The following is a 22,178-nucleotide window of genomic DNA, read 5'->3' as shown; positions in this document are numbered from 1 at the left end:
ACCGCCGACATGGCGAGGCCGCCGCGCCAGTGACCTATCATCGCCGCCGCCGCGCGGAACAGGCCGCTGGCAAGGCCGCCGCGCGAGGCGAACTGGCCCATCAGCAGAAACAGCGGAATCACCGACAGGTCGTAAACCGTGAAGCGCGCGTAGGCAACCGTTTTCAGGTAGCTCAATAGCGGCGCCCAGCCGCTGATCGCGACGTAGCCACCGACACCCGTCAGCAGCATGGCGATGGCGATCGGGATGCGCACCACCAGAAGAACCAGAAGGATGGCGAGAAACAGCCCGCCGATTTCAACACTGCTCATGCGGGCTTGCCCTCACCACGAAAATCCTTCCAGGCGGTGTACAACGCCACCACCGCCAACAACGCAAAGCCTGGTGCAAAGGCGGTCATCGACCACCAGATCGGCAAGCCCATGATGATCGACTCCTCACCGGTGCCGTAGGCATCGAGCGTGCCGATCACCGAGCGCCAGGCCAAGAGCGCGGCGGCCAGTGCCATCAGCACCCCGCCGAGCGCATCCAGACCCCGGCGCACGCCCTCGGGCGCATGCAGGGTGAAGACATCGACAATGACGTTGCCCCGGCGCAACTGGCACAGCGGCAGGAAGAAGACGATGGCGATGCCGCAGCCCATCTGCACCAGCTCGACGTCGCCGAGCAGCGGCTCGTCGAACAGGGCGCGCATGGCGATGCTGTAGGTGGCCATCAGCGTCATGGCGACCAGCAACAGGCCACCGACGAAGGCCAGCAGGCGCGACAACAGGTCGAGCACGCGGCCGAACGCACCTTCAGGCACGGCAGGCGCCTGGAGTACGGGTTCACTCATGGGGATCTCCGCAGGGCTTCGCGCCGGAGAACCCGGCGCGGCCTCGATAGATTACTGGCTGTACTTCTTGACCAGGTCTCGGGCGTCCTGGAGCAGGGCGGCGCCGTTGTCGTAACCCTTGCTCTCGACTTCCTCGATCCAGTCCTGATCCAGGCGCTCGGCAACCTTCATCCACTTTTGCTGCTCGTCGGCAGACAAGCGATGGATCGTGTTGCCTCGCTGCTCGGCCAGGCGGTGCCCACCCTCGACGGCCTTGTCATCAAACAGCTGGCCGGCCCGACGCGACAGGGTCAGGCCGCTGTGCTCGTCAATGATCTTTTTCAGGTCATCGGGCAGCTTGTCATAACTCGCCGGGTTCATCGCCAGGATCATCACGGTGTACATCAGCGCCGGCTGGCCTTCGGCCATTTCGGTGTGATGGGAAACCAGTTCGTGCAGCTTGAGTGCGGGCACCACATCCCACGGCAGGATGGCGCCATTGACGACACCTTTGGACAGGGCTTCGGGCGTCTGCGGTACGGGCATGGCGACAGGCGTGCCGCCGAGCAGCGATATGAGCTTGGTCGAGGTGCGGTTGGCAGCGCGGATCTTCATGCCACGGAAGTCGCTCATCTTGGTGATGGGCTTCTTGGTGGTATGGATCAAGGCGCCGTCCGTCGTGTGGGTCGCGAGCAGGCGCATGCCCTCGAATTCCTTCTGCCCGTGTTTCTCGACGAACTCCCACATCGCCTGGCTACTGGCTTCGGCCGAACGGCTCATGAAAGGCTGCTCGAAGACAGAGATCAATGGGAAACGACCGCTGTTGTAGCCTGGCAGGGTCCAGACGATATCGGCAACGCCGTCACGCACCTGATCGGCCAGTTGCGGCGGAGTGCCGCCGAGCTGCATCGAGGGGTAGAACTGGAACTGAATGCGCCCATCCGAGGCCTCGGTGATTTCGTCCGCCCATGGCTTGAGCAGGTCGGCTTGGGTCAACGAGTGCGCAGGGAGGAAATGATGAACCTTGAGCGTCACGGTCGCCTCCTGGGCGAACGCGGACAGGCTCAGGCAACTGGCTGAAACCAGTGCCAGCAGGGCCTTGGGCAAACTAGCCATGGTCGTATCCTTTGTTGTTGTATTTGTCGTGGTCGGGCCGCGAAGCCTGGCGGCTTCCGGCGCGGCATCAAGTCGATCGGCATCGGCGTGCCGGTCAGCCAAGGCAATCAAACCAATCCGGCGAAGCGCTCGCAACCGCGCCTGGGCGATAAACGGACGTAACTGTTCGATTACCGCACGACTTGTTGGCCGGCAATGTCAGGCTACCACGCCGACGATGTAGCGCATTTTGATGGCTGCTAGGACCACGGCCGCTCTAGCACGGTGAAAAGGGGCAGGATGCGAAATCCTGAACTAGATTTGTCGTAGGCCGGCTTGCCGTTCGCTCGGCATGACCGCATCGTTTCCCTGACGAAGTTTCGCCATGATCACTGCGCCGCCGCATCCCGAAGAAGCCCTGCGCCAGTTCACGCTCGATTGCCTGAACTTGCTCGACACCGCAGCAGATGAGTACCTCGACACTCTGGTCGGGGTGGCCCGAAAGGCGTTTGGCGTGGAAACGGTGCTAATCAGCCTGATCGATCGGGACCGGCAGTGGTTCAAGGCCCGGACCGGCATGCCGTTGAGCGAGACCTCCCGTGACATCGCGTTCTGCAGCCATACCATCTTGCAGCGCCATTCATTGGTGGTGCCCGATACGCTCGATGATCCTCGCTTCCTGTCCAATCCCCTGGTCACCGCGCCCCCCTACATACGCTTGTATGCCGGGCATCCGATCCGCGTGAACGGTTTTCCAATTGGGACCTTGTGCCTGCTGCATCCCGAACCGCGGCAATTGACCGATACCGAGCGCGGCATGCTTGTCGACTTGGCCTCGCTGGCCGAATGGCATGTGCTGCACCGCGTGCAAAGCACGCATATCCGTACCCTCTACCAAACGCTCGATGCGGAACGCCACCGCGGCATGACCGACCCGCTGACCCAGACCTGGAACCGACAGGGGTTGGACTACTTCGGTCAGGTGCTTGAAAAAGCAGCGCGGGTGAACGAGATGAAGGTCGCCGTGCTGTACGGTGACCTCGACCATTTCAAGCCGATCAATGACCGCTACGGCCACGCGATAGGTGACCAGGCCCTCGTGCAGGCGGCGCGCCGCCTCAAGGCCACGCTGAGAGCCGACGACATTCTCGTGCGCCTGGGAGGCGAGGAGTTCCTGATACTGGCGATGGTCAACCAGCCTGAAGAACTGGCGGCGCTGGCCCAGCGGGCGAGGGAGTCGATCGTCGACACGCCGCTGCTGTGCAATGACATCAGCCTGAGCATGACCATCAGCTTTGGCGCCACGCTCAAGCAGGCCGAGGAGTCGTTGGATCAGGCGATCTACCGGGCCGACAGTGCGCTGTATCGGGCCAAGGCCAACGGCCGCAACAGCATCGAGCTTGGTTAGGAGGTGACCATGTATCCGGATGTCGACCCCTGTATGGGTTCCGATGGCGACACGAAAGCGCGGTGCAGCCGGTGCAACGGCGAGAACATGGCTGTCTATTCTGAACCGGCTACGGGGACCTTCCTACCGCTTCGCAACCGCGCGATGAATTGCGCGCGAGATTTGCCTGGAGGTGCCAATGCCTGACTCCCGCACCAACCTGTTATCCAGCCTGGGCAGTGATCCGGTATCCGCCCTGGCTCGGCTCGATGCCAGCCAGCTATCCGTAGGCGAAATGTTGTCTGAAGCGTTGCGCTCGGTGAAATCACACCTGCGCATGGAGGTCGCGTTCATCAGCCAGTTTCGCGATGGTCAACGCGTGTTCCGTTATATCGAGGGGCAGATTCGTGCGCTGCCGCTCAAGCCGGGCGATGCCGGCCCGCTCGAGGACAGCTATTGCCAGCGGGTGGTCGATGGTCGGTTGCCGTCGCTGATTCGCGACGCGACCGAACTGCGCGAGGCGCTGTCGCTCCCTATCACACGCGAGCTGCCGGTGGGGGCGCACCTCAGCGTGCCGATCCGCTTCAGCGACGGGACGCTCTACGGGACCTTCTGCTGCTTTAGCACCGAGCCGGACGATACCCTGCGCGACTATGACGTCAGCACGCTGCATCTCTTCGCCCAATTCGCCGGTCGGCTGCTAGAGCGTCACGCTGCCAGCGAGAAGGTGTTCGAGGAACGGTTGACGCGCATTTCGCAGGTATTGGCGGAACGCAGCTATCACACGCTGTATCAGCCGATCATGCATTTGCTCGACCAGCGCGTCGTAGGCTACGAGGCGTTGGCGCGCTTCCATCCTGAACCTTACCGCTCACCGGACAAGTGGTTCGACGAGGCCGGCCAGGTAGGTTTGCGTTCGCAATTGGAGATCGCCTTGCTGGAAGAGGCGCTGCGGGGATTGGACCTGGTAGACGACAACGTCTACCTGTCACTGAATGCTTGCCCTTCGGCGATCCTGGACGGCAGCGTGGTCCGCCTGCTGTCGAACCATCCGTTGGAGCGGCTGATGCTTGAGGTCACCGAGCACAGCTCCATCGACGACTATGCGGTGATCGCATCGACGCTCGAACCCTTACGACGCCGGGGCCTGCGCCTGGCCGTGGACGATGCGGGCGCCGGCTACGCCAGTTTCCGCCACATCCTTAAACTCCGACCGGACGTGATCAAGCTGGACCGCAGCCTGATCACCAACGTAGATACCGACACGCACTCGCGGGCCCTGGCGGCCGCCCTGATCCGGTTTGCCGAAGAGACGGGGTGCAAGATCATCGCCGAAGGCGTGGAGACCGAAAACGAGCTGGCAGTGCTTCGCCAGCTCAATGTAATCAAGGCGCAGGGCTACCTCCTCGGGCACCCGCAACGGCTGGCCGGGCAGCGCTAAATCATTTACAGAAAATGCCCGGCGATCGCGACGGCTACGGCGACGCCCAGCAACACCAGTAACATTCGATAGCGCCGGGGCTCGCTCGCCTGGGGGCGCACGGGCGCAGCAGCTGCGGCTGGCTTGAGCGGGTTAGGGCTCGATGGACGTGGCGCAGGCGTTTTCTGAGCCGGTGCGGGCGTCGCGACGGGAGGCAGCTCCGAGGCACGCATGAAGACGGTAGCGTCTTCGTCGACCTGCTCGGCGACCGCAACCTTCGGGCCGATCACCAGCAGCGTGGTACTGCCGAGCTGGACCTGATCGCCCGGTTGCAGGACTGCCGTAGTGACGCGCTCGTGGTTGACCTTGAGTCCGTTGGCCGAGGCCAGGTCCTTGACCTCCAGCACATCGCCCTTGAGAAAAAATTCCGCATGCCGGCGCGACAGTTCGGGGTCGCTGAAGCACAGTTCGCACTTGACGGACCGGCCGAAGGTCATCGAGCCAGTGATGTGGTACTTGTGCCTCTGGTTCTCGCCTTGCAGCACCTGCAGCAGCCAGCGCGGCGCCTGGCCGGCCCGGGCGCCGGCCTTGGCGGGGTCGATGATCTGCAATTCCACCGAACCCAGGCGTACGCGGTCGCCGGAGCGGATCTGGTAGCGCTCGCCGATGCGTTCCTCGTTGACGAAGGTGCCGCCTGGAGTGCCCAGGTCGCTGAGGTAGTAGAAGCGATTCGCCTGGTGCAGTTCGGCGTGAAACGGGCCTACGTCTGCATCCTTGAGTACCAGGTCGTTACTGGCATCCGTGCCGAGGGTGAACCGCTCATCCGCTAGCCAGACGGGCGCTTGGCGGTTGTCAACGAAGTGAATCCTGAGCATCTGGGGCTTTACCTATGCACTGAAGGACCATGCCTCGCCTGTCGGCAAGGCTCGCCGGTCATTATTTAAACAATCGATTCCAGAGCCGCTTGACCGGGTTGGCGGTGGCCTGGGTGTTGGAGTTTGTCGAGGGGGCTGTGCGGGGCGCGACGGTAGCCTGCGAACGGCTGGGCGAGCGGGCGGCACGGGCGGCGCGAGCGCTGGCGACGCGCCGTGGATGGTCGTCACGCATCGCCAGCAGCGTCGCATCTTCCGGGGCGACCTCGAGCCCTTGCTGGACATATTCGAGCGCCAGCGCGTATTCGCGTCGATCGAATGCGGCCTCGCTCAGCGCCGCGTAGCGTTGCAATACCTGCTGGATGCCCGCCAACGCGTCAGGGTGATCCGGCACCCAGCCCAGCACCTGGCGGTAATAGTGGACGGCGCTATCCTCGCTGGGCTGCAGCAGCTGGTCGTCGGCAAGTCGTTGCGCGGCGAGTGCGAGGAACCCATCGATGCGGGCCTCGAGTACCCGGCGCAGTCCGTCCAGCGCCTGGGCGTTATCGTCATCCAGGCGCAGGGCCTGTCGGAAATAGTGGTCGGCATTGTCATCGGCCGGGCTTGTCAGGCTGCCTTCGGCTAGGCGTGTTTCGGCCCGTGCGAGCCACTGCTCGATCTGTTGATGTCGATACCACTGATGCCCGCCGATGCCCAGCGCGGCGATGAGCAACACCAAGGCTGTCGCGATCACCCAGCGCCATTTGCGCTGGCGTGGGGCTGGCCGGGCCTCCACGCCCAGATCGAGCGCCGGGGCGATGCGGGTCATGTCCATGTCCGGCTCGGTGAGCGTGTCGATGGCATCGAGCAATTCGCGGCAATTGGCGAAGCGGCCTTCCGGACGTTTGGCCAACATGCGATTGATCAGCGTCTGGTAATCCGCCAGGGCGGGCGGCAGGTCAGGCGGCGGAAGCTGCAGGTGATTGAGCACCGTTTGTGGATAACTGGCCGCGCGAAAGACGTTGGTGCCGAGCAGCATCTCGGCAAGGATGACGCCAAGGCTGTAGATGTCGCTTCGTGCGTCCAGCGTCTGGCACTGCGCCTGCTCAGGGCTGCTGTAGGCGGGGCTGCCTACGGCGATGCCGAAGTGCGTCAGTTCGTTGTCCAGCTCCACTGCCTTGGCGACGCCGAAGTCGGTCAACACGACGCTACCGTCATCGCGAAACAGCACGTTTGCAGGCTTGACGTCGCGGTGCACCAGGCCGTTGTCGTGAACCACCGCCAGCCCTCCGGCAAGCTGGCGGACGATATCCAGCGCACGTGAGGGTGACAGGACGGTGCCGCGATGCTGGGCCAGGTCGCCGCCGCCGATGTATTCCATGGCCAGGTAATGACGGCCGTCGGCAATCTGGCCGATGTCATGGATGGTGATGATCGAGGGGTGGCGCAGCGAGGCGACGATATGGCCCTCTTGAATGAAGCGTTCGACAAAGGCCTCGTCATTGGTCGCCAGCAAAATTTTCAGCGCGACCTCACGGTCGAGCGACAGCTGGGTCGCGAGATAGACCTCGGCCATCCCACCTTTGCCCAGGCGCTTGTGCAGGCGATAGCCGGGTACTTCCAACATCCGATCGGTCATGACGCGCGGCCTACCAAAGACTTGAGGGTTTTGGACAGCAGGTGCAGCACTCGCTGCCCAAGCGTTAGAGCGGACGGGTCCGCCAGGGTACGGCCGAGTACGATGCAGGTGATGTTGTCCCGCCCACCCCGGGCGTTGGCCACAGCGATAAGCCGGTCGACCAGCTGTTCGAGCGTATCGGCCTCGGTGCACTGCTGGTGAATATCGGCGTCCGTCAGCTCGCCGGTCAGTCCGTCACTGCACAAGAGCAGCAGCTCACCGGGGTGCAGCGTGGCAGAGAGCAGGCCGACTTCCGGCGTCTCGTCACGCCCCAGACATTGCAGAATCACGTTTCGCCGACTGTGGCGAGCCGCGTCGTCAGGACTCAATTCACCCGCATCGATCATTGCCTGAACCCAGCTGTGATCCCGGCTGAGTGCAACGATGCCCTCAGCGTTGATCCGATAGGCGCGGCTGTCGCCAACCCAGGCAAGCTGGAAATCAGCGCCGTTGAACAAGGTGGTGACGATTGTGGTGCCCATGCCTGGCCGGGGTGCGGCAGTGCGTACCGCGTGATGCGCGGCGTGCACCGCTGCTTGCAACTCAGCGCCGTCCGCGATAGCGCGCTCTAGCGTCTGCAGCGCGAGGGCGCTGGCTACTTCGCCGAACTGGTGGCCGCCCATGCCATCGGCCACTGCCCAGAGGCCCAATGGTGGGCAGCAGAGCAGCGCATCCTCGTTGTGATCGCGCTTTTGTCCGGGCGAGGTCAGGCCGGCAAAATCTAGCGAATGTGAGGGGGCGTTACGAGCCATGCGGGGGATCAGGATCCTGGGGTGACGGGCCACGGGCGATCCTGGGCATGATGCGTTGGCTGTAGGCGACTGTCACCGTCCGTCGGCTTGCCAGGCTGGGAAAGTGTTAACCAGTCGGCTTTGCGCTTCGTAATCGCTGCGTTGCAGCTGGGTCCTTGGTCCGCAAAAGTGCTGACCAGCCGCTTGCGGACCGATGGTCAACGCCTTGAGTGCGTGTGCGCGGTCCTAAGTGGAAGGGCCATCGGGGCCTGGTCGAGAGGTGAATCATGCGTGACGAACTGACATCCATCGCATCACTGGCGTTGCAAGCGGCCAACGATCCTGACGCGGGGGCATCGCTTCCGGGCGACCCAGACGGGGCGCGCATCGACGATACGCCTATGTCCGATCCGGACGATGCCGGCCTCACCGACGAAAACCTCGGTCTGTTCAAGAGCGAGCCCGATATTCCAACGGAGTGAACGGCCGCATCGTGCTGCCTCGACCCAGCCCAGAAACGAAAAAACCGCAGCTGCGCTAGGCATGCTGCGGTTTTGCGACCGGCCTGGTACTCAGGCCGGCATGGTCATCAGCGGTTGAAGGCTGCGCCAACCCCAACCACGGAGGCGGACGGCAGCAGCTGGCTGATGAAACGGTTCCAGCGGGTGATTCCGGCAGGCCCTACGAACACCACGTCTTGCGGCTGGAGCGGGAAGCTCTTGGCCAGCGCGAAGGCAGTCGGGGACTTGGCATTGAGCTGGAAGACCGTGGCCTTCTCGGTAGCAATGTTCTCCGCACCGCGAATGACGTAGACGGCTTCGGCGTCGGCCGTTTCCTGGCGAATTCCGCCCGCCGTGCCGATGGCGTCCATCAGGTTGTAGCTGGTTGTCTTGAAGCTCAGTGCCTGCGGCTGGGTGACTTCACCCAGTACGTAGATCTTCTTCTGATCGTTGTAGGGCAGGTGCAGCTGGTCCCCGTCCTTCAGGTAGACCTGGTGCAGCCAGGAATCCGGGCGGTTCAGGTCGTCGAGGTTGATCATGTACTCGCGGCCATCGCGCTTGAGCATCAGGCCGGAAAGGTCAGCGGTGTCGGTATCCACGCCAGCTTGGCCAATCGCCTGGACGATGGTCATCGGGGCGGTGGTGACCGGTACTTCGCCGGCGGTAGTGAACGCTCCTGAGAGTACGACGCGCTGGCTGCCAAAGCGCAGCAGGCTGACATCGACTTGTGGGCTGTCGACGTAATTGGCGAGACGGCGGGCGATCTCCGTACGCAGTTCTTCGATGGTGCGACCGGCGGCCTGGACATTGCCGATGTAGGGGTAGAACAGGGTGCCATCAGGGCGGACCAGTCGACCGTTCGCGTCGATTTGCTGCTGCGGGCCGGACGGTGCCGTTAGCTCGGGGTGATCCCAGACGGTGATATAGAGCAGGTCGTTCGCGCCGATGCGGTAAGCCTCGGGCTTGTAATCCAGCAACTCCTGCTTGCTCGACGTACCCATGTCCGAAGACAGTTCGCCTTTGAGCATGTCTGGCGTGATGCGCCGCAGTTGAACGGTGCCATCTTCCATTTCCGAGCCATCCTTGAAGACGTCCGGATCGAGATGCTGGCCGGGTGCGAAAACGCATCCCTGCAACACCAGCACCGAGGAGAACGCGAGAGCAAATAATGGTTTCATGGGGGCTTCATCCTTGACGGAATAGTTGTTTTTCACGAAGTGAAACGGCTGGAATCACTTTGGACCAAAGGAAGGGCAGCGTTGGCCGTGGGCCGTGACTACCTCTTCGCTTGCGGGCGCGAAACGTACCGAAGGGCCTGTTTCGCTCACAGTAGCCATAGACCGCTTCGTTCCTTTCCGGTTCACGACGATGATCACGAATGCTTCACAGGTTTCGATGGACTCATGCGCAGCTGCTCTGGCACGGGCGCTTCTTCCTGCACTCGTTCCGAGCGCATGGGCAGATAAAGAAAGGCAAGTGAGCAGGGGGCGGAGGCAGGAGCCTTACAGCGGTCTGTTACTGCAGGGTTTGCGGCGGCGCTTCGATCATCCAGCGCAAGGTGTCGCGAAGTTCGATCGGCGAGAGATCGCCAATGAGCGTGGTCAGCTTGGCCTTGCTGCCGAAGAGGTTCTTGACGTCCGAGCTCCGCACGAACGCGGGGTTGACCTGAACCTCCATCCGATGGCCGGAAATGGCTGCTGCATGCTGCAGGACGTACTCCAGCGTATAGGCCGACCCTGAGCAGATATTGACGGTTTCACCAATGGCTGCCGGTGTCTCGAGCAGCCGCCGGTAGGCCTGCACGACCTGGCGGACGTCACAGAAATCCCGCGCGATGTCGAGGTTACCTAGCTCGATGACCGCAGCCTTGCGTCGCGTGTGCGCGACGATCTTGGGTATTAGAAACTGCTCGGCCTGGCCGATGCCTGTGTAGTTGAAAGGCCGCGTGATGATCAGCGGCAGCCGGCCGGCGTACAGCTTGGCCAGGTATTCCATGGCGACCTTGCTGACGGCATAGTCGTTGGCGGGCGCCAGGGCCGTGGACTCGTCGAGCACGCCCTCGGTGGCGTTGCCGTACACATTGGCGCTGCTGGCGAGCAGCACGGCACGTAGGTCTGACGCGGTGCTACGCAACGCTTCGAGAAGATGGCGAGTGCCCAGGAGGTTCGCTTGGTAGATCGCGTCCGCATCGGAAAAGGCGACGAAGGACACTGCGGCCAGATGGACCACGTAGGACGGTCGGATGTCGGCCAGCAGCGAACGCAGCGTTTCGCCGTCGTTCAGCGAGCAACAATGGATCGCCGAGATGCCCGCTGGCAGTTCGCCTTTGGGCTGCCGGTAGCTTAGGCCATGCACCTCATAGCCACGTGCCGCCAGTTCTTCTGCCATGTAACGGCCGGTAAAACCGGTGATGCCCGTAATCAGCACTTTCAGCATGATGTTCTCAACAGGATGAGGTTTTCGGTTCCGGCGTCGGCCAAGCCGGTAGGTCGGCTCGGCTTCTGCCTGGCGAGGTGAACCGGCCTCGCACGCGAGGGGCGTGCGGAGCCGGCGACCTCCAGGGTGGTGCCTTCTAGACGCGGCACCACCGACTGATCAGAACGAAAAACCCTGTTGGTTACGGCGCAGGTCCGCGTCGACCATCATGCGGCACAGCTGCTCGAGCGACGTTTTCGGCTCCCAGCCGAGCTTTTCCTTGGCTTTTTGTGGATTGCCGATCAGCAGGTCGACCTCTGCCGGGCGGTAGAACTTAGGATTGACGCGCATCACCACCTTGCCGGTCGCGGCGTCGATCGCCATTTCCTGATCGCCAGCCCCTTCCCAGGCCAGGTCGACGTCTACCGCGCGGAACGCAAGGGTGACGAAGTCGCGAACGGTTTCCGTGCGGTTGGTCGCCAGCACGAACACGTCCGGCTCATCGGCTTGCAGCATGCGCCACATGCCCTCGACATATTCCTTGGCGAAGCCCCAATCACGCTTGGCGTCGATGTTGCCGAGCTCGAGCACGTCCAGTTGGCCAAGTTTGATCTTGGCGACCGAGTCGGTGATCTTGCGGGTCACGAACTCGCGGCCACGCAGCGGCGACTCATGGTTGAAAAGGATGCCGCTGCTGCCAAAGATGTCGTAGGACTCGCGGTAGTTGATGGTCATCCAGTGCGCGTACAGCTTGGCTACGCCATAGGGGCTGCGTGGGTAGAACGGTGTGGTCTCGATCTGCGGAATCGCCTGCACCTTGCCGAACATCTCGGAGGTGGAAGCCTGGTAATAGCGAATCTTCGGGTTGACGATACGGATGGCTTCGAGCAGGTTCACCGCGCCCGCGCCGGTGATGTCCAGTGTGGTCAATGGCTGTTCGAAGGAGACGCCCACGAAGCTCTGCGCCGCCAGGTTGTAGACTTCGGTGGCCTCGGTCGTCTCGATCAGGCGGATGCTCGACGAGAGGTCGGTCAGGTCGTATTCGACCAGATGCAGGTTCGGGTGCTTGTCGATCCCGAGTTCTTCGATGCGCCAGAAGTTCACCGAGCTGGTGCGGCGGAAGGTGCCGTAGACGGTGTAGCCTTTTTCAAGCAGCAGCTCGGCCAGATAAGCGCCGTCTTGTCCCGTAATGCCTGTGATGATCGCTTTCATGGTCTTCCCTGTATTCCTGTGATTGAAGGGTGGTTTCGTTTTGCACCGCTAGCGCGGTGCAGCTCATCCGTCAGGTTTCTCGCCAGGCGCTCGCCATGGTCAGGATTCCTGTTTGGTTGGGGTAGCCTTTTGCCGCTGGCTCTTTTCCCGTAGATATGCCGGTACGATGTAGAGCGCATCGGCGAGGTATCGCTTGGCTAGCCGCTTGGGTTCCATGCACATGCGATGCAGCCACTCGAGCTTGCACTCACGCATCCATTTCGGTGCGCGCTTGATGGTCCCGGTTGCGAACGAGATCGAGGCACCGATGGAGAAACCGATGCCCGTTCGTTCGTGCGGCTGGGTCGCGGCAGCCAGCACTTCACCCCGCGGCGTACCGACGGCATAGAGCACAAGTTCCGACGGGTTCTGGCGAACGAACTCCAAGCAACGCTGCACCTCGTCCGGGTTCTTGATGAAGCCCATCGGCGGGTTGTAGTGGTAGAGCGTCATGCCGGGGTAGATGGCCCGCAGTTTCGTGGCCTCGCTTTCCTGCCCGCCAATCAGGACGATTCGCAGGTGTTCCCGATCGGCCCATTTGAGCAGGTCGAGGGTCAGGTCACTGCCCGGGATGGCCTCGGCAAGGTGTACGCCCAGTCGATCCAGCAGGGACAGCAAGATGCGGCTGTCGCACAGCCGCCAACGCGCCTTGGCGTAGGCGTCGCGCAATTGCCCGTCGGTCTCCATCTGCAACAGGTGATCGACGTTGGGTGTGACGACGAACGAGAACGGCTGCTTAACGCCCTCTCGTAAGCCATTCAGAAATGCCTGTTTGCTACCGGAAAAGAAGTCGATTCCGAACGCTGTAGTATCACTTGACACTCATTGCTACTCCCTTGAATGCGCCTTTGATACCCGACCAGGCCAAGGTGGGATTCCGATATTCCTTGAGCGTGGTGACCGCTGACAGAAGAAAGGCTGAAGTGAGCGCGAACGCCGGTCCGTAGAACCGCTTGTTGAAGCGGGTCGCCGCGCGGTTGCGATAGTAGTGGTAGAACGCCGAGCGGCTGCCCAGGCTCAGGGAGCCGTAATGGAACAGGCGGCTGGCTGGAATGACTTGGCTGGCGATGCCGTGGCGCCGCGCGCGGTACTGCCAGTCCACCTCTTCGAAGTACATGAAGTACGCCTCGTCCATTAGCCCGATCTCTCGGGTGAGGGCCGCCGAGAAGGCGAGACTGCAGCCCATGATGTAGTCCGGCGCGTGCGTTTCCTGCTGGGCGGCTTCCAGGCTCTGATTCTTGCCGAGCAGCCTGGCCTTACCGAGGATCGGGTAAAGCTTTCCACCCCCATAGCACTCCAGCCGGCCGGTATCGGCGCTCAGCACGAGCGAGCCTACGAACTGTCGGTCATTTTGCTTAAGGGCCTGAAGCAGCGGCGAGAACGCATCGCTGTCGACGTAGGTGTCGTTGTTGATCACCCAGAAATAGGTCGGCTCGAGATGTTCCATCGCCCAGCGCAGGCCGTAGTTGTTGCCGCCGGCGTACCCGTTGTTCTCCGGGTTGGGCAGGAAGGTCACGTTCGCGTAGGCCTTGTCGTCCAGCCACTGCTGGAGCATGGCTGCCGAGCCATCCTGGGAGTCGTTGTCCACCACAACGATGTGATCGATCGTCGGACAGTGGGCCAGCAGGCTCTCAGCGCAGCTGATGGTCTCAGTAGCAGCTCTGTAGTTGAGAATAAGTGCGACGTTCATGGACTCGTTCCTTGCTGCGAAGATGACGTGCTCTCAGGGCGTGGATCACTAAAAGCATGCAGATGACCGGTTGGGTGTATTCGAATAGCCCGTTCAGCGGCCAGATCACGAAGAAGGCCAGCATCACCGAATAGGTGAACCCCATCTGCGGATTGATATTCCATGCGATGCGCCGATAGACATAGAGCGTTAGCGGGACCAGCAGGAACGTCAGGAACCCGAAGCGGAAGAGGGTGCCGATGATGCCGATGTCCGACAGGAAGAAATGCTCACCAAAGTAGGGAATGAAACCGTCCTGCCACATCAATGACAGTGATCCGCTCGGCAGCCAGTTGACCAGGTCGAGGTGGTTGAACACCGAGGCGATGGTGTACGGACGCACCCCATCCTCGACGCCGCCTTTGAAGTTGTCCTGATAGAACTCAAGGTTCATGCCGAACATTTCCAGCAGTGCGGGATAGAAGAAGAATGGCGACAGCAGCACGCAGAGCGAGGCGGCCCAAATGACCGCCTTGGCCCGCAGGCAGAACAGGGTGAAGGCCAGGCACAGCACGATCAGCTGGCGCGTTTGGGTGGCGAATACCAGCGTCAGCAAAAGGATGGCGGCGATGATCATATAAACGCTGCGTTGCCGAGCAGCGCCATTGATCGGCGACTTGCCGTTCGACCAGATCTGAATGGAGTAGAAGTAGGCAAAACAGATCAGGAAGGGGCCGATGGAGGAGCGGTCCGGGCGGTCCCACGCGGTCTGTTCCTCACGCAGGTCCGGCACCAGGCCGAACTTGAAGCCCCAAGACAAAATCACCGCAACCAGGGCGGCATAGATAATGGCGCGTTCGAACTGCAGCGTGCTGATGCGCTTCGACAGCAACAGCAGCGGTACGAAACCAAAGGTGAAGAGGATTCGCCGCTCTTCGATCAGGCCATACATGATCGGCTGGCCAAAGGTGAAGTGGGCGAATAGGGCAGGCAGCACCGTGAAAACGAAGATGCTGTATACCGCGTAGTACATGAGTACTCGAAGTTCGCGTGAGGCTTCTTCGGCGCTGGCGAGTACGAGCAACGCCGCGAAGCCCAGGCACACCGCCAGGTAGGCTTCGTTCAGAAACTTGAAGCCGATGGGGTTGTGGGTACTGTCTCCGAACACCGAAAAATGCAGGATGATCGCCAGCACGGTGAGCGGGAGAAAAAAGAGTTTTGAGCTGATAGTCGTCATCACCTGAATCCTTCGGTGCTTTTCCTTTGTCCAGAACTACGTGCCTGCAGCTCAAGCCTTCTCGTCCAGGGTGCGGCGCTCCTGACCGTCGATCCGGTAGGTAAAACCAGGCCAGATTCGACGAGGGCGGAAGGCACTACCCAGCGCGGCGCGCCTGTCTCTCGTTCTGCCACCTTGGCCGGACGAGGGGTTGGACAGCCCTTGCTGGCGTGGGTTGCGTAAAAAACCGAGGTTTTTTCAAAAGTTGCGGTTTTTCCGACGAGAGTCTCACCGGCGGACCCGCGGCCGTGACCGGTCAGGCCGCTTGTCTGAAGCAGTGGCGGCGATGTTAGGCGCGGCATTGGGTGCACTGGTTCCCTAGCGATCGGCTTTCGGGCCGAGCTGGCTACACGAGTTGGCAATGTGCTTTTGCAGCACCTCCATCTGTGGCCGGTCCTTGCCTTTGATGGGTTCGATGGCCATGACGTAGTTGCCCCAGCCCGGCCCGCCGGCCCAGTAGGCACTGGGTATGCAGTGCTCGTTCAGGTAACCGAGCAGTTCGTCCATCGCAACCAGCATCGAACTTGAATGTGCCGGCACGCCGTATTCGCCCAGGAAGCCCTTTAGACCATGCGCCTGAAGCCATTCGACGAAAGGGCGAGCGCGCTCTACCCCAAGCATGGGGTCGACGGTTTCGTCCTCGGCGTAGCGCCCGGAAAAATCCTTGTCGAGATACAGGTGGGCTTCATAGATCAGGTTGTTGGCAGGGTCTTCGAGGATGAGGTCTTCGTTGACATGGCGCCAATGGAAGGCACTTGCCCAGCGGTCGCCTTCGATGAATATCGGCGTCTGGTCATCCACTTCGCGGATGGCATCCACGGCTGCCTGGGCCGCGCCGGGCCATAGCCCCTTGGTCGAGTGCGGCTCGTTCATGATGTCGTAGCCCCACAGGCCTGGGTGGCCTTTGAATTCCTCGGCCAGCTTACGCCAGACGTCAGCGTAGGCCGTGTAGGGCACCGCTGGCGAGCCGATGAGCTGATCCTTATAGCGGCCGTAATTGTGCATATCGAGGATGATCTTCTGGTCGTGGCGCGCGGCCATGTCCAGCGTCTTGCGCAGCATGCGGATGTGGTCGAAGTTTAAGCCCATGTCCAGATCATGTTGCAGGCGCTCCCAGATGAATGGGAAACGGATGACCCGGATGCCTTTCTTGGCGTAATAGGCAAAATGCTTCTTTTCTGGGAAGAAGTAATGAGTGCCCAGCTTGCCTGGCTTGACGTGAGGCGCGAAGTTGGCGCCGGACAGGTTGATGCCTACAAGATCGATGCCGCGCGGCTGTTGATCATCCTGCGCGGTTGCAACTGTCGTGCAGGCCGCGAGGGCAATGGCGCCGGCGAGCCGCATCGCGGCGCGAAGAGGCGAGTATCGGTTCGTATTCATTGGGTTACCCGTGCAAGCGGGGCAGAGCGCAGCGCGCGCTGCCGGGTTGCGCTGACAGATCGGCCAGCGGCAGCCGAAGGACACAGCCTGATAGGCTGGCGCTTCGGCTGTCGGTGACTGGCCCGACGCGCCTTGGGCGGTCGGGCGCAGGCATCATTTGCTCTGGTATTCGTACTGGTAGTAGCCGTATTCGCTGTACGTCGAGGCCTTACGAATCACCGCGTTGAAGATGACGCCCTTGACCAGCAAGCCGTTCTGCTCCAGGCGCCGCTTGGCGAACTCGATTTCCTTCACGCCGTTGAGCCCGTAGCGGGTGACCATCAGCGTGGTGCCGGCTTGGCTGCCCACCAGTGCCGCGTCGGTCACGGCGAGAATCGGCGGGGTGTCGAAGATGACCAGGTCGTACATGCCGCTGATCTCCTTGACGAAGCGCGAGAAATTCTCGTGCATCAGCAGCTCGGAGGGGTTGGGCGGCAGTTGGCCGTGGGTGATGACGTGCAGGTTGTTCATCTGCGTCTTCTGGATTGCGTCAAACAGGGTAATCCGGCCGGAGAGGATGTCCGACAGGCCCTTGTCCGCCTGGCAACGCATGACCTTGTGCAGGTAACCCTTGCGCATGTCGGCGTCGACCAGCAACACCTTCTTGCCGGACTGCGCGATGACGGCCGCCAGGTTACTGGTAACGAAGGACTTGCCCACCGCCGGGCTCGGACCGGTGATCATGAGGATGTTGTTCTTCGCTTCGATCATCGCGAAGTGCAGGCTGGTACGCAGGCTGCGCATGGCCTCGGTGGCGAGATCCGCGGGGTCGCTGATCGACAGCAGGTACGACGCGTTGCTCTTGTCGCGCTTGAAGTTAGCCAGGCGCTTTTCGATCGCGCTCTGCTTCTCGCTGAACGGGATGGCGGCGTAAACCGGGATACCGACGCGCTCGATTTCTTCAGGGTTCTCGACGCCGCGCTTGAGTGCTTCGCGAACGTAGACGAAGGCCACAGCGAGGATCGCACCGAGTAGCGTCGCCGCGATGACGATCAGGGGTTTGTTCGGCTTGATCGGGTTGTCGATATCGGCTGCGGCGTGGTCGATGATGCGAACGTTGCCCACGGTGCCGGCACGGATAATGTCCAGTTCCTGGGTCTTGTTCAGCAACATCGCGTAGGTTTCGGAAGAAACTTCCACGTCACGGTTCAGGCGAAGCAGTTCCTGCTGGGTCGAGGGCAGGGTGCCGATTTGCTTTTCCAGCTCGGCCTTCTGCTGCTGCAGTTGGTTGATCTGGTTCATCAGTGCCTGGAAATTCGGATGCTGACGGGTGAATCGCCGCTCCATCTCGGTGCGCTTGAGGTTCTGCTCGGAGATTTGCTTTTCCAGGTCGACGATGCGGTCCAGCACAGACTGTGTCTCGGCGGAGATGTCCACCGAGCGGTTACCAGTCTGGTATTCGTTCAGCGCAGTCTGGGCAGCGTCGAGTTTGCGGCGCACTTCAGGCACCTGCTCACTGAGAAACTCGAGGCTTTGGGTCGCTTCGGCGGCGTTGCGTGCAACGTTCTGCTCGACGTAGCGCTGGGCGACTTCTTCGAGCACAACGACGGCCTTTTCAGGGTCGGTGTCCTCGAGCGTGACGTTGACGATGCCCGACTGCTTACCGCGTTCACCCGCGGCGAGACGCTGCTGGTAGTCCTCGGTGGTGGCATAGGTGCGATTCTTCGTCACGCTGAACGTGGTGCCTGGGCGTGCGTTCAATTCGGCGACGGTAATGCCGTAGTCTGGCGTTTCGACGGGCTCGCCGACGGTGCCCTGCGCAACGACTTCGCCATCCGGATCGCGCAGGATGAACCCATTATTTTCTGCGGCTTCCAGGGTCAGCTCTTCGCCGTGCATCTTGTCAGGCACGATCAGCTGGGTCACCCGCAGCGTCTCTCCGCCCCACGCGTAAGCCTCGAAGCCATCGGGATACCAGCCTAGTTCACCTTCTTCAGTCGGCTCGAAGCGGCGATAGACGAAGCCGCCGATGATCGGAAAAAAGTGGGGCTCGATAATGATGTCCAGGTTCAGCGCCTCGACAGCGCCGCCGACTACCGCGCGCGATTTCAGCAAGGCAATTTCGGTTTCCGCAGGCGATACGGCCGGTGCATTGCCAACCACATCGGTCAGGCTTGGCAGGCCGCTCTTCGGCTCGATCTGAATCATCGAGCTGGCGAGGTAAACCGGTGTCGCCAACAGCGCATAGGCGACTCCGAGGGCAGCGAAGAAGCCTGTAATGGTAAGGATCAGCGCCCTATTGTTGATGAACGTGTCAAAGAGATGGGCGAGGTCAATGTCCTTCTCCTCTTTGGTTTCGTAGATAGGTCTGGGCATGGTGGTCATTGAAGTTCCTTCTTCTTACTTCAGATAGGGGAGCCAGCTTTCGACGGACTGCGTTAGAAGGCTGTGTACATGTTCGAAAGCGGGCTTGGACTGACGGTAGGGATCGGGGATTTCCGTGTCGTCGAGCCATTTGCCGATCAGGAAAGTCTTGCCGTGGACTTCCGGCGCCATCTGGCGGATATGGGCTATGTGGCTCTGTTCCATCGCCAGGATTAAATCGGCGTTGTGCAGCATCTCGCTGTCGACCTGGCGAGCACGATGGCTCGTGTGGTGCAGGCCGTTGTCCTGCAGCACTTCATGTGCAGTCTTGTCCATTGGGTTGCCTACGAGTGCACCTATGCCCGCCGAGCTGATCGACAGGCCTTTTCCTTGGAGCCTATGGGCCATCAATGCTTCAGCCGCGGGGCTTCGGCAGACGTTGCCTACACAGACGATCAATATGTTCTTGAACATCGCTCAGCCTCGCCGCTCGGTAGCCGTGGGCGGGTGGGCGAGGATGTCGCGGAACGCCAATCTGAGGTTGTCTTGCTTCATTAGTTCCTTCCGTCCAGCTGCCGTAACGCATGAATGTGGCGTAGTGCCGCGATGGGGTGATGCGTGCGGGCAGCTAGTACACGTCCTTGTTGAACAGCAGTGCGGGAACGGTCCGGGCGAGGATGTAGATGTCGAACCAGACGGACCAGCGCTCGATATAGTCGAGGTCGTACTCCACGCGCTTCTCGATCTTTTCGAGTGTGTCCGTCTCGCCGCGATAGCCGTTGATCTGCGCCCAGCCGGTAATGCCTGGCTTAACCCGATGGCGAGCCGAATACTCTGACACAGCTTCTTCGAACAGGACGCCTGCCGCCTTGGTGGCAGTGGCATGAGGACGCGGGCCGACCATCGACATGCTGCCGAGAAACWCGTTCAGCAGCTGCGGCAGCTCGTCTAGGCTCGTCTTGCGAATGAAGCGCCCAACACGGGTAATGCGGTCATCGTCACGGGTAGTCTGGCGGTCGGCATTCGCATCGCTACGCTCGTGGTACATGGAACGGAACTTGAACACCTCGATCAGGCGGTTGTTGTAGCCATAGCGCTTCTGCTTGAAGAGCACGGGGCCCGGTGAATCCAGTTTGATCGCGAGCGCCAGCAGCAGCATCACGGGCGCTGCGGCGAGTAGCGCCAGGCTCGACAGGATGATGTCCTCGATGCGCTTGAACATTGGGGACCAGCCACGCAGCGGCAGGTCGGATGCAATCAGGGTGGGCAGGCCGCCCACTTCGGTGATGCGCTTGTTGGCATGACGGAATGCGACCATGTCAGGGACCAGCAGCACGTTAACCGGCAACTTGCGCAGTTCGTTGATGACCTGGCCGATGCGGCTGTCGGCGAACCAGGGCAGGGCGACCAGAACCTGGGTGACCTTCTCCTCGCGGATCATTTGCTCGAGATCACGGGTGTTACCCAGTAGCGGCAGGTCCGCGAGCGTCTTGGGCAGGCGTTCGAGGCGGTCGTCGATGAAGCCCAGCACGCCAGTGCGAATATCACGGTGATTCGCCAAGTATTCGGCGACGCGGATGCCATTGTCCGTTCCGCCGAGGATCACAGCGTTTTGCAGGTACACGCCCTTGGCCATGAGGCGGCGGAACAGTGCGAGCATCATCAGGCGCTCCGCACCGAACAGGACGGTACTGGTGACAAACCAGAAGGTCAGGTGCTTGGCTTCGAGGTAGCTGAACATGCCCAGACCCTGGTGCATGAAAATCAGCAAGCTGAATGCCGCCGCCCAGGCCACCGCCATCGTGCGAAAACGCAGCAAAGTGCTGAACACTTCTTCGCTGTAGATGCCAACCGATTGGAAGATGACGACGCTGATCACGCCGAAGAACATGAGGAAGGTGCTGAAGGTACCGCCCCCGGCCGGGAGGTCCAACGGCAGGAACAACAGCAGGAGCACGCCTGGCAGGACGGAGGTAAGCCCGTGGATCAGGCGAACGCTAGCAAGAAAATAATCGACGAAACTGGGGTGGGCGTACTCAAGGGTTCCAACGGACTGTAAGCGCATACAAGGCTCCTTCCTTCGGCTATTACTAGCTCAATACTCGTTTTGATCGCCGCTATCCGCGGGTTCTGATGGCAGGCCGCTATTGCAACCGCTACCGGGACAAGTGCTCCGACCGCCGGGTACGTCATGAGTTCATCACGCACGCACAAACTTGTGTCCGAGTCGTCAGGATTAACTGCGGGCTATAACTGGTTGATATAAAAGGGTTTATGCGCGTATTTGTTGAGAACGCGTCGCGTTGGCGTAGCGCCTGGCTGACAGGTGGTGGACCCGTCTGACGGGTGGGCTTAACTCCCGTATGCGCTAGGAAGCTGGAGGGCTCGACAACTTTCAAGCGGTCCAGCATGTCCTATCAGCGACTAATGGAAAGGGAAGCGAAGGCATGAGCAAATCCCGGGCATTGCTGGTCTTGCATGGCAAGCAGGCACTCAATGACGACGTACGCGCAGCGGTCGTCGAGTGGCGGGCATTGGGGCATGAACTGGCGGTGAGGGTGACCTGGGAGCCGGGTGATGCGCGGCGGATCGTCCAGGACGCGCTGAAGGCTGGCTATTCCACCCTGGTGGCAGGGGGTGGGGACGGTACCCTGCGAGAGGTTGCCCACGCACTGATCGACAGCGGTGCCGACGCGAGCCTGGCACTGTTGCCGCTCGGCACGGCGAATGACTTCGCCCATGCAGCTGATATTTCCCTGGAACCGTTCGAGGCTCTGACGCTACTGGACCGTGAGCCGGTCGCGGTTGACGTGGGGCTGATGAACGGCGAACCCTTCCTTAACATGGCGACTGGCGGTTTTGGCTCCAAGGTCACGGCAAGCACGTCAGAAGAGCTGAAAAAGGTGCTCGGTGGCGGTGCTTACCTGCTCACCGGTCTTTCGCGCTTTAGCGAAATGACTTCCGCATGGGGGCGGTTCGTCGGGCCCAACTTTTCTTGGGAAGGCGAATTCCTTGCACTGGGCGTGGGCAATGGCAAGCAATCGGGCGGCGGCCAATCACTATGCCCGGACGCGATGATCGACGACGGTTTGCTCGATGTCTGCATCGTGCCGGCGGCGACCGACGCGGTCGGCACTCTGGGCACGCTTCTCAGTGGCGGTTTGCGCGGCATCAAGACCGTGTCTGTGAGTGCGCGCCTACCCTGGCTGGAAGCAGACGCACCGGAGCACATCGACATCAATCTCGACGGCGAACCCTCGGGCGCTCGTCACATGCGGTTCGAAGTCAGGCCGGCCGCCATTCGCCTGCATCTGCCGGTTGAGTGCCCATTGTTGCGCGATAGTGCATTAGCCGTTCCGTCGCCATAG

At 61.4% G+C, this 22,178-nt stretch carries 20 protein-coding genes; 4 read left to right on the top strand and 16 right to left on the bottom strand.

Annotated elements, in window-relative coordinates:
- The 3 genes from KXR72_RS20385 to KXR72_RS20375 all read right to left on the bottom strand — a co-directional run.
- A partial coding sequence (locus KXR72_RS20385; protein ID WP_437422929.1) for a TRAP transporter large permease subunit occupies positions 1-311 on the bottom strand: 311 nt, incomplete at its 3' end.
- The gene (locus tag KXR72_RS20380) at positions 308-835 is read right to left on the bottom strand and encodes a TRAP transporter small permease (RefSeq protein WP_437422928.1); all 528 of its coding nucleotides are present in this window, start codon (positions 833-835) and stop codon (positions 308-310) included. The genes KXR72_RS20385 and KXR72_RS20380, both read right to left, overlap by 4 nt.
- Before the next feature lie 51 nt (positions 836-886).
- A complete protein-coding gene (locus KXR72_RS20375) occupies positions 887-1,930 on the bottom strand; it encodes a TRAP transporter substrate-binding protein (RefSeq protein WP_437422927.1) in 1,044 nt (347 codons plus the stop codon).
- A 364-nt stretch (positions 1,931-2,294) separates the two neighbouring features.
- On the opposite strand from KXR72_RS20375, the gene KXR72_RS20370 reads away from it, so the two are divergent.
- Positions 2,295-3,317 (top strand): sensor domain-containing diguanylate cyclase, encoded by a 1,023-nt coding sequence (locus KXR72_RS20370; protein WP_437422926.1) that lies wholly within the window; start codon positions 2,295-2,297, stop codon positions 3,315-3,317.
- Positions 3,318-3,495: 178 nt separating this feature from the next.
- Positions 3,496-4,737: a sensor domain-containing phosphodiesterase gene (locus KXR72_RS20365; RefSeq protein ID WP_437422925.1), complete on the top strand. Its 1,242-nt coding sequence runs from the start codon at positions 3,496-3,498 to the stop codon at positions 4,735-4,737.
- A gap of 5 nt (positions 4,738-4,742) precedes the next feature.
- Here the strand turns inward: KXR72_RS20365 and KXR72_RS20360 are convergent, their stop codons facing one another.
- From KXR72_RS20360 to KXR72_RS20350, 3 genes are all read right to left on the bottom strand, one after another.
- Positions 4,743-5,591 carry an FHA domain-containing protein gene (locus KXR72_RS20360; protein WP_437422924.1) on the bottom strand — a complete coding sequence of 283 codons (849 nt, stop codon included), beginning with the start codon at positions 5,589-5,591 and terminating at the stop codon, positions 4,743-4,745.
- Between the two features lie 61 nt (positions 5,592-5,652).
- On the bottom strand, positions 5,653-7,206 hold the full coding sequence (locus KXR72_RS20355) for a protein kinase domain-containing protein (protein ID WP_437422923.1): 1,554 nt from the start codon (positions 7,204-7,206) through the stop codon (positions 5,653-5,655).
- Positions 7,203-7,997: a PP2C family protein-serine/threonine phosphatase gene (locus KXR72_RS20350; RefSeq protein WP_437422922.1), complete on the bottom strand. Its 795-nt coding sequence runs from the start codon at positions 7,995-7,997 to the stop codon at positions 7,203-7,205. Before KXR72_RS20350 ends, KXR72_RS20355 begins: the two co-directional genes overlap by 4 nt.
- Before the next feature lie 266 nt (positions 7,998-8,263).
- Between KXR72_RS20350 and KXR72_RS20345 the strand changes: the two genes are divergently transcribed.
- Positions 8,264-8,458 carry a hypothetical protein gene (locus KXR72_RS20345; protein ID WP_437422921.1) on the top strand — a complete coding sequence of 65 codons (195 nt, stop codon included), beginning with the start codon at positions 8,264-8,266 and terminating at the stop codon, positions 8,456-8,458.
- A 107-nt stretch (positions 8,459-8,565) separates the two neighbouring features.
- On the opposite strand, the gene KXR72_RS20340 is transcribed toward KXR72_RS20345, so the two are convergent.
- The 10 genes from KXR72_RS20340 to KXR72_RS20295 all read right to left on the bottom strand — a co-directional run bounded on the left by KXR72_RS20340 (position 8,566) and on the right by KXR72_RS20295 (position 20,875).
- Positions 8,566-9,654 carry a polysaccharide biosynthesis/export family protein gene (locus KXR72_RS20340; protein WP_437422920.1) on the bottom strand — a complete coding sequence of 363 codons (1,089 nt, stop codon included), beginning with the start codon at positions 9,652-9,654 and terminating at the stop codon, positions 8,566-8,568.
- 337 nt (positions 9,655-9,991) lie between these two features.
- The gene (locus KXR72_RS20335) at positions 9,992-10,912 is read right to left on the bottom strand and encodes a GDP-mannose 4,6-dehydratase (RefSeq protein WP_437422919.1); all 921 of its coding nucleotides are present in this window, start codon (positions 10,910-10,912) and stop codon (positions 9,992-9,994) included.
- 159 nt (positions 10,913-11,071) lie between these two features.
- Positions 11,072-12,103, bottom strand: a complete 1,032-nt coding sequence (gene gmd, locus KXR72_RS20330; RefSeq protein WP_437422918.1) for a GDP-mannose 4,6-dehydratase — start codon at positions 12,101-12,103, stop codon at positions 11,072-11,074.
- A 99-nt stretch (positions 12,104-12,202) separates the two neighbouring features.
- Positions 12,203-12,964, bottom strand: a complete 762-nt coding sequence (locus tag KXR72_RS20325; protein WP_437422917.1) for a WecB/TagA/CpsF family glycosyltransferase — start codon at positions 12,962-12,964, stop codon at positions 12,203-12,205.
- Complete coding sequence (locus KXR72_RS20320; RefSeq protein WP_437422916.1) at positions 12,954-13,832, bottom strand: glycosyltransferase family 2 protein; 879 nt, start codon at positions 13,830-13,832, stop codon at positions 12,954-12,956. The genes KXR72_RS20325 and KXR72_RS20320 overlap by 11 nt, the downstream gene beginning before the upstream one ends.
- Positions 13,792-15,048 carry a hypothetical protein gene (locus KXR72_RS20315; protein ID WP_437422915.1) on the bottom strand — a complete coding sequence of 419 codons (1,257 nt, stop codon included), beginning with the start codon at positions 15,046-15,048 and terminating at the stop codon, positions 13,792-13,794. Before KXR72_RS20315 ends, KXR72_RS20320 begins: the two co-directional genes overlap by 41 nt.
- 357 nt (positions 15,049-15,405) lie before the next feature.
- Positions 15,406-16,467: a glycoside hydrolase family 5 protein gene (locus KXR72_RS20310; RefSeq protein ID WP_437422914.1), complete on the bottom strand. Its 1,062-nt coding sequence runs from the start codon at positions 16,465-16,467 to the stop codon at positions 15,406-15,408.
- A gap of 153 nt (positions 16,468-16,620) precedes the next feature.
- Positions 16,621-18,831, bottom strand: coding sequence for a polysaccharide biosynthesis tyrosine autokinase (locus KXR72_RS20305; protein ID WP_437422913.1), 2,211 nt, complete (start codon positions 18,829-18,831; stop codon positions 16,621-16,623).
- Positions 18,832-18,846: 15 nt separating this feature from the next.
- Positions 18,847-19,284: a low molecular weight protein-tyrosine-phosphatase gene (locus KXR72_RS20300; protein WP_437422912.1), complete on the bottom strand. Its 438-nt coding sequence runs from the start codon at positions 19,282-19,284 to the stop codon at positions 18,847-18,849.
- A 154-nt stretch (positions 19,285-19,438) separates the two neighbouring features.
- A complete protein-coding gene (locus tag KXR72_RS20295) occupies positions 19,439-20,875 on the bottom strand; it encodes an undecaprenyl-phosphate glucose phosphotransferase (RefSeq protein ID WP_437422911.1) in 1,437 nt (478 codons plus the stop codon).
- A gap of 382 nt (positions 20,876-21,257) precedes the next feature.
- Between KXR72_RS20295 and yegS the strand changes: the two genes are divergently transcribed.
- Positions 21,258-22,178 (top strand): lipid kinase YegS, encoded by a 921-nt coding sequence (yegS, locus tag KXR72_RS20290; RefSeq protein WP_437422910.1) that lies wholly within the window; start codon positions 21,258-21,260, stop codon positions 22,176-22,178.

This window comes from Stutzerimonas chloritidismutans (assembly GCF_051486945.1).
Lineage (GTDB): Bacteria > Pseudomonadota > Gammaproteobacteria > Pseudomonadales > Pseudomonadaceae > Stutzerimonas > Stutzerimonas chloritidismutans_B.
This window is presented reverse-complemented; position numbering and strand designations above follow the sequence as displayed.

What these genes read in the sequence shown, in the direction of transcription:
- KXR72_RS20350 (WP_437422922.1), bottom strand. Translation starts at nt 7,997, where the DNA reads ATGGCTCGTAACGCCCCCTCACATTCGCTAGATTTTGCCGGCCTGACC.
- KXR72_RS20300 (WP_437422912.1), bottom strand. Translation starts at nt 19,284, where the DNA reads ATGTTCAAGAACATATTGATCGTCTGTGTAGGCAACGTCTGCCGAAGC.
- KXR72_RS20365 (WP_437422925.1), top strand. Translation starts at nt 3,496, where the DNA reads ATGCCTGACTCCCGCACCAACCTGTTATCCAGCCTGGGCAGTGATCCG.
- KXR72_RS20380 (WP_437422928.1), bottom strand. Translation starts at nt 835, where the DNA reads ATGAGTGAACCCGTACTCCAGGCGCCTGCCGTGCCTGAAGGTGCGTTC.
- KXR72_RS20355 (WP_437422923.1), bottom strand. Translation starts at nt 7,206, where the DNA reads ATGACCGATCGGATGTTGGAAGTACCCGGCTATCGCCTGCACAAGCGC.
- yegS (WP_437422910.1), top strand. Translation starts at nt 21,258, where the DNA reads ATGAGCAAATCCCGGGCATTGCTGGTCTTGCATGGCAAGCAGGCACTC.
- gmd (WP_437422918.1), bottom strand. Translation starts at nt 12,103, where the DNA reads ATGAAAGCGATCATCACAGGCATTACGGGACAAGACGGCGCTTATCTG.
- KXR72_RS20345 (WP_437422921.1), top strand. Translation starts at nt 8,264, where the DNA reads ATGCGTGACGAACTGACATCCATCGCATCACTGGCGTTGCAAGCGGCC.
- KXR72_RS20320 (WP_437422916.1), bottom strand. Translation starts at nt 13,832, where the DNA reads ATGAACGTCGCACTTATTCTCAACTACAGAGCTGCTACTGAGACCATC.
- KXR72_RS20360 (WP_437422924.1), bottom strand. Translation starts at nt 5,591, where the DNA reads ATGCTCAGGATTCACTTCGTTGACAACCGCCAAGCGCCCGTCTGGCTA.
- KXR72_RS20370 (WP_437422926.1), top strand. Translation starts at nt 2,295, where the DNA reads ATGATCACTGCGCCGCCGCATCCCGAAGAAGCCCTGCGCCAGTTCACG.
- KXR72_RS20310 (WP_437422914.1), bottom strand. Translation starts at nt 16,467, where the DNA reads ATGAATACGAACCGATACTCGCCTCTTCGCGCCGCGATGCGGCTCGCC.
- KXR72_RS20315 (WP_437422915.1), bottom strand. Translation starts at nt 15,048, where the DNA reads ATGACGACTATCAGCTCAAAACTCTTTTTTCTCCCGCTCACCGTGCTG.
- KXR72_RS20375 (WP_437422927.1), bottom strand. Translation starts at nt 1,930, where the DNA reads ATGGCTAGTTTGCCCAAGGCCCTGCTGGCACTGGTTTCAGCCAGTTGC.
- KXR72_RS20340 (WP_437422920.1), bottom strand. Translation starts at nt 9,654, where the DNA reads ATGAAACCATTATTTGCTCTCGCGTTCTCCTCGGTGCTGGTGTTGCAG.
- KXR72_RS20335 (WP_437422919.1), bottom strand. Translation starts at nt 10,912, where the DNA reads ATGCTGAAAGTGCTGATTACGGGCATCACCGGTTTTACCGGCCGTTAC.
- KXR72_RS20305 (WP_437422913.1), bottom strand. Translation starts at nt 18,831, where the DNA reads ATGACCACCATGCCCAGACCTATCTACGAAACCAAAGAGGAGAAGGAC.